The sequence below is a fragment of the Streptomyces sp. ADI96-02 genome (assembly GCF_003846185.1).
Classification (GTDB): Bacteria; Actinomycetota; Actinomycetes; order Streptomycetales; family Streptomycetaceae; genus Streptomyces.
Genome location: NZ_ML123034.1, coordinates 4,673,415 through 4,679,414, shown reverse-complemented (window position 1 = coordinate 4,679,414; position 6,000 = coordinate 4,673,415). Strand labels below are relative to the sequence as shown.

At 73.2% G+C, this 6,000-nt stretch carries 5 protein-coding genes; all 5 read right to left on the bottom strand.

Annotation, left to right across the window (positions count from 1 at the left end; all coding sequences use genetic code 11):
* Window positions 1-337: 337 nt before the first annotated feature.
* On the bottom strand, window positions 338-1,408 hold the full coding sequence (gene thrC, locus EES43_RS20790) for a threonine synthase (protein WP_124270102.1): 1,071 nt from the start codon (window positions 1,406-1,408) through the stop codon (window positions 338-340).
* A gap of 7 nt (window positions 1,409-1,415) precedes the next feature.
* Window positions 1,416-2,717, bottom strand: coding sequence for a homoserine dehydrogenase (locus EES43_RS20785; RefSeq protein WP_206430092.1), 1,302 nt, complete (start codon window positions 2,715-2,717; stop codon window positions 1,416-1,418).
* 96 nt (window positions 2,718-2,813) lie between these two features.
* Window positions 2,814-4,205 (bottom strand): diaminopimelate decarboxylase, encoded by a 1,392-nt coding sequence (lysA, locus tag EES43_RS20780; protein ID WP_124270101.1) that lies wholly within the window; start codon window positions 4,203-4,205, stop codon window positions 2,814-2,816.
* A 22-nt stretch (window positions 4,206-4,227) separates the two neighbouring features.
* Window positions 4,228-5,376 carry an ArgS-related anticodon-binding protein NrtL gene (nrtL, locus tag EES43_RS20775; RefSeq protein ID WP_124270100.1) on the bottom strand — a complete coding sequence of 383 codons (1,149 nt, stop codon included), beginning with the start codon at window positions 5,374-5,376 and terminating at the stop codon, window positions 4,228-4,230.
* Between the two features lie 55 nt (window positions 5,377-5,431).
* The gene (locus EES43_RS20770) at window positions 5,432-5,845 is read right to left on the bottom strand and encodes a response regulator (protein ID WP_124270099.1); all 414 of its coding nucleotides are present in this window, start codon (window positions 5,843-5,845) and stop codon (window positions 5,432-5,434) included.
* Between the last annotated feature and the right edge of the window lie 155 nt (window positions 5,846-6,000).

Below are 6,000 nucleotides of genomic sequence, written 5' to 3'. Positions count from 1 at the left end.
ATACGTGGGGGCGGGCGGGCAAGGGGTGCGGGGGCGTGGCGCGCGGGACGCTCCGGAGGCGCGGAGGTCCGTGGCCGGCCCGATGGCCTCGGCGGCGACCATGCCGCGGCGGCCCCCTCGGGCGGACGTCGGGCGGGCAGGTACCCAGCTTATCGAAGGAAGGTTCTGTGGCGACATAGGGCGCACAGGAGGCGCACGATGCGTGTCGCCCGCCTCCTATGCGCTCTCCGCCCCGAAAAGGGCTGGTTGAGCCGGTTGTCGCGATCCTTCGGACCGGTCGGAATCCCTCGGACCCGCCGGAACCCTTCGGAGGACCCGTCGGAACCCTTCGGACCGGTCAGACGAGTCCGAGCTTCCGCGCGGCGGCGGCCGAGTCGACCGGGACCGTCACCGGCTGCGGGGCGCCCGCGACGGCCCAGTCGGGGTCCTTGAGGCCGTTGCCGGTGACCGTGCAGACGATCCGCTGGCCGGGATCGACCCTGCCCTCCTCGGCGGCCTTGAGCAGACCGGCGACGGAGGCGGCCGAGGCTGGCTCCACGAACACGCCCTCCTGCGAGGCCAACAGGCGGTAGGCGGACAGGATCTGCCGGTCCGTCACCTCGTCGATGGACCCGCCGGACTCGTCGCGCGCGGCGAGCGCGTAGTTCCAGGAGGCCGGGTTGCCGATCCGGATCGCGGTGGCGATGGTCGAGGGGTCCTTGACGACCTCGCCGCGGACGATGGGCGCGGAGCCGGACGCCTGGAAGCCCCACATGCGCGGGGTGCGCGTCGAGACGCCGTCGCCCGCGTACTCGGTGTAGCCCTTCCAGTACGCGGTGATGTTGCCCGCGTTGCCGACCGGCAGGACGTGGATGTCGGGGGCGTCGCCGAGCGCGTCGACGATCTCGAACGCGGCGGTCTTCTGGCCCTCGATCCGGACCGGGTTCACCGAATTGACCAGCGCCACCGGGTAGTTGTCGGAGAGCGAGCGGGCCAGCGTCAGGCAGTCGTCGAAGTTGCCGTCGACCTGGAGGATCTTGGCGCCGTGCACGAGCGCCTGGCCCATCTTGCCGAGCGCGATCTTGCCCTGCGGCACGAGGACGGCGCAGACCATGCCCGCGCGCACCGCGTACGCCGCGGCGGAGGCGGAGGTGTTGCCGGTGGAGGCGCAGATGACGGCCTTGGCGCCCTCCTCCTTGGCCCGGGTGATGGCCATGGTCATCCCGCGGTCCTTGAACGAACCCGTGGGATTGGCGCCCTCGACCTTGAGGTGCACCTCGCAGCCCGTGCGCTCGGAGAGGACCTGCGCCGGGACGAGCGGCGTGCCGCCCTCACGGAGCGTGACGACCGGCGTCGTGCTCGTGACCGGGAGCCGGTCCCGGTACTCCTCGATGATTCCGCGCCACTGGTGGGTGCCCTTGCTGGTCATGGGTCCTTTACTCCCCTTCAACACGCATGATGCTGGCGACACCGCGCACGGTGTCGAGCTTGCGCAGCGCCTCGACGGTCCCGGAGAGGGCGGCGTCGGGCGCGCGGTGGGTGACGACGACGAGGGACGCCTCGCCGTCTCCGTCCGGACGGCCCTGCTGGCGCACCGTGTCGATGGATACGCCCTGCTCGGCGAAGACCGTCGCGACCTGGGCGAGCACGCCCGGCTTGTCGGCCACGTCGAGGCTGATGTGGTAGCGCGTGACGACGTCGCCCATGGGGCTGACGGGCAGGCGCGTGTAGGCGGACTCGCCGGGGCCGGTGGCCTCGCCGAGCTTGTTGCGGCAGACCGCGACCAGGTCGCCGAGGACCGCGGAGGCCGTGGGGGCGCCGCCGGCTCCGGGGCCGTAGAACATCAGCTGGCCGGCGGCCTCCGCCTCGATGAAGACGGCGTTGTACGCCTCGCGGACCGAGGCGAGCGGATGGCTGAGCGGGATCATCGCCGGGTGCACGCGGGCGGTGACGGACCGGCCGTCGGCGGCGCGCTCGCAGATGGCGAGGAGCTTGACGGTGCAGCCCATCCGGCGCGCGGAGGCGATGTCGGCGGCGGTGACCTCGGTGATGCCCTCGCGGTGCACGTCGCCGATCCTCACCCGCGTGTGGAAGGCGATGCCGGCGAGGATCGCGGCCTTCGCGGCGGCGTCGAAGCCTTCGACGTCGGCGGTCGGGTCGGCCTCGGCGTACCCGAGGGCGGTGGCCTCGTCGAGCGCCTCGGAGTAGCCGGCGCCGCTGGTGTCCATCTTGTCGAGGATGAAGTTGGTGGTGCCGTTGACGATGCCGAGCACCCGGTTGACCTTGTCGCCGGCCAGCGACTCGCGCAGCGGTCGCACCAGCGGGATGGCTCCGGCGACGGCGGCCTCGTAGTAGAGGTCGCGGCCGTGTTCCTCGGCCGCCGCGTGGAGGGCCGCGCCGTCCTCGGCGAGCAGCGCCTTGTTGGCGGAGACGACGCTCGCCCCGTGCTCGAAGGCGGTGGTGATGAGCGTGCGGGCGGGCTCGATGCCGCCGATGACCTCGATGACGACGTCGATGTCGCCCCGCCGGACCAGGGCGGTGGCGTCGGTGGTGACCAGTGCGGGGTCGATGCCCTCACGCACCTTGGAGGGGCGGCGCACGGCGACGCCCGCGAGCTCGACCGGCGCGCCGATGCGCGCGGCGAGGTCGTCGGCGTGCGTCGTCATGATGCGCGCCACCTCTGAGCCGACCACTCCACAGCCCAGCAGCGCCACCTTCAGCGGACGCGTACGCATCATCCGACCTCGTTTCTCATCCATGCTCATGTGTGGACCAGTCTCACTCACCGGACGGGGGTTTCTGTCCGTCGTCCGGATCCTGAGACGAATATTTCGTCAGCCGACATCGAGACGCAGAAGATCTTCCTCCGTCTCGCGCCGGACGATGACGCGCGCCTCTCCGTCCCGCACGGCGACGACCGGCGGGCGCAGGGCGTGGTTGTAGTTGCTCGCCATGGACCGGCAGTACGCGCCGGTCGCCGGGACGGCGATGAGGTCGCCGGGGGCCAGGTCCGCGGGCAGGAACGCGTCCTTGACCACGATGTCCCCGCTCTCGCAGTGCTTGCCGACGACCCGGACGAGCATCGGCTCGGCGTCCGAGGTGCGCGAGACGAGCGCCACGCTGTACTCGGCGTCGTACAGGGCGGTGCGGATATTGTCCGACATCCCGCCGTCGACGCTGACATAGGTGCGCAGTCCTTCGAGCGGCTTGATCGTGCCGACCTCGTAGAGCGTGAACGCGGTGGGCCCGACGATGGCCCGGCCCGGCTCGACGGAGATGCGCGGGGTGCGGAGCTTCGCGGCCTGGCACTCGCGGACGACGATGTCGCTGAGCGCCTTGGCGATCTCGTGCGGCTCGCGGGGGTCGTCCTCGGAGGTGTACGCGATGCCGAGGCCGCCGCCGAGGTCGATCTCGGGCAGTTCGACGCCGTGCTCGTCGCGCACCTGGGCGAGCAGCTGGACCACGCGCCGGGCGGAGACCTCGAAGCCGGCCATGTCGAAGATCTGCGAGCCGATGTGCGAGTGGATGCCGACGAGTTCCAGACCGTCGAGCGTGAGGGCGCGGCGCACCGCTTCGGCGGCCTGACCGCCGGCCAGCGCGATCCCGAACTTCTGGTCCTCGTGCGCGGTGGCGATGAACTCGTGCGTGTGCGCCTCCACGCCGACGGTGACCCGGATCTGCACCCGCTGGCGCGTGCCGTGCCGCTGGGCGATGTGGGCGACGCGGACGATCTCCTGGAAGGAGTCGAGCACGATCCGCCCGACGCCCGCCTCGACGGCGCGCTCGATCTCGGCGGCGGTCTTGTTGTTGCCGTGGAAGGCGATGCGCTCGGCGGGCATCCCGGCGTCCAGGGCGGTGGCCAGCTCGCCGCCGGAGCAGACGTCGAGGTTCAGTCCCTCCTCCGCGAGCCAGCGCACGACGGCCCGGGAGAGGAACGCCTTCCCGGCGTAGAAGACGTCGGCGTCCGGCCCGAAGGCTTCGGACCAGGCGCGGCAGCGGGCGCGGAAGTCGCTCTCGTCGAGGAAGTATGCCGGGGTGCCGAACTCCTCGGCGAGCCGCGCGACGGCCATCCCGCCGACGGTGAGGGCGCCGTCCGCGTCGCGGGTGACCGTACGGGACCAGACCTTCGGGTCAAGGGCGTTCAGGTCGGCGGCGGGAGCGGTGTAGTGGCCCTCGGGGAGGACGTCGGCGTAACGGGGGCCGGCGGGGTGAGCGGATCGGCTCATGGTGGTGGTCTCTCGGATTTCGTCAGAGGTGTTCGGGCGCGTCGATACCGAGCAGGGACAGGCCGCCTGCCAGCACCGTCCCGGCGGCTTCGGCGAGGGCCAGCCGGGAACGGTGGGCGGCCGAGGGTTTCTCGTCGCCCGAGGGCAGCGGCGGGCACGCGTCGTGGAAGTCGGAGAAGGCGTGCGCGACGGCTTCCAGGTGCCGGGCGAGCCGGTCGGGCGCGCGGTGGCGGGCGGCGGCGAGGAGGACGCCGGGGTGGTCGGCGATGAGGTCGAGGAGGGGACGGGCGGCGCTGTCGTACGAGACGCGGCCCGCGCCGTACGCAGCCGTACCGGCGGGTCCGTCCACGGCGGAGGCGTCACCGTACGCAGCCGTCCCGGCGGGCTCGGCCGGCTCGGCGGCGAAGCCGAGGAGGCCGGCCCCGCGGGTCAGGGCGCGCACCCTGGCATGGGCGTACCGGACCCGGAAGAGCGTGTTGGCCTCGCCCTGGACGAGCAGCCCGGGACCGAGGTCGGCCCGGTCGTGCCCGGCGGTCCGCAGCAGCCCCCAGCGGGCCGCGTCGGGCCCGAGCCGTTGCAGCAGCTCCCCCGCGGTGGCCCCGGCGGGGACGGGCCGGATCTCGGCGAGCGGGCCGGGGGCGGTGCCGTGCGCGTCGACGGTGACGCCCAGGCGGGCCCAGTCAGGGTCGGACGCGGCTGCCCGGCAGCTGATCCGGACCCGGGCGCCCTGGGCGGCGAGGAGCCGGCGCACGGTCTGAGCGGTGACAGCGGCGCGGACCTCGGACGCGTGCTGGAACTGCAGGACCTCGGCCCGGAGCGCGTCTCCGTGCCCGTACGCGGGGCCCTGCCGCCGTACGGCGTCGAGGAGGGCCCGGTGGCGGTCGGCCGGGGCGCCGAGGGTGAGGCTGAGGAATCCCGGTCCGGTGATCTCGACCCGTCCGATGCCGGGCTCGGCGGCGACGCGCTCCCGCAGGATGCGCGCGACCTCCAGGGCGGGCAGGGCGGCGGGCCCGGCGAGCTGGAGCGCGACGGCGCAGGCGTAGTCGCCGGTGCCGCCGGGCCGTGTCCTCTCCACCCGTACGCGTGCGGGCACGGGCGCGCGCAGCGCATCCTCGTCGACCGCGCGGCGCACGGCGTGCAGCACGGTTCGGGAGAGATCGGCGGGGGTCACGGGACAAGCGTAGGCGAGGCCGGGGGGCACTCCGCGACCCGGTTCCGCCATGCGGTCAGCCGGCCGTGCTGCCCGCCCGTCCGGCCCCCCGGCGGCCCTCCGCCACGGGCCACTCCTCGCCGGTCACCAGCCGGCGCATGATCCGCACCAGCTCGCTCGGCTCGAACGGCTTCGCCAGGAACGCGTCCACCCCGGCGGACACCCCGGCGTCCACCTCGTACGGGGTGCAGGCGCTGATGACGGCGATGGGCAGGCTGCGGGTGCGGGGGTCCGAGCGCAGCCGCGACGCGGTCTGGAGTCCGTCGAGCCGTGGCATCGCGACGTCGAGGGTGATCGCGTCGGGGCGGAACCGGTGGACCAGGTCCAGGCACTCGACGCCGTCGGCCGCGGTCATGACCTCGAACCCCTCAAGTTCGAGATTGACCCTGATCAGCTGCCGGATGACCTTGTTGTCGTCGACAACAAGCACGCGGCCGTACACCCCTGACACCCTTCGAGGGTAGGCGGGCCGCCGCGGTCGCGTCCGGGTTTTGCCCACTTCCGCCCCGGACGGGTGGCCCCCGCTTCCGCCCCCGCCGACCGGGAGGAAACGGCGCGGCGGCGGGGCGGAATACCTGTTCACGG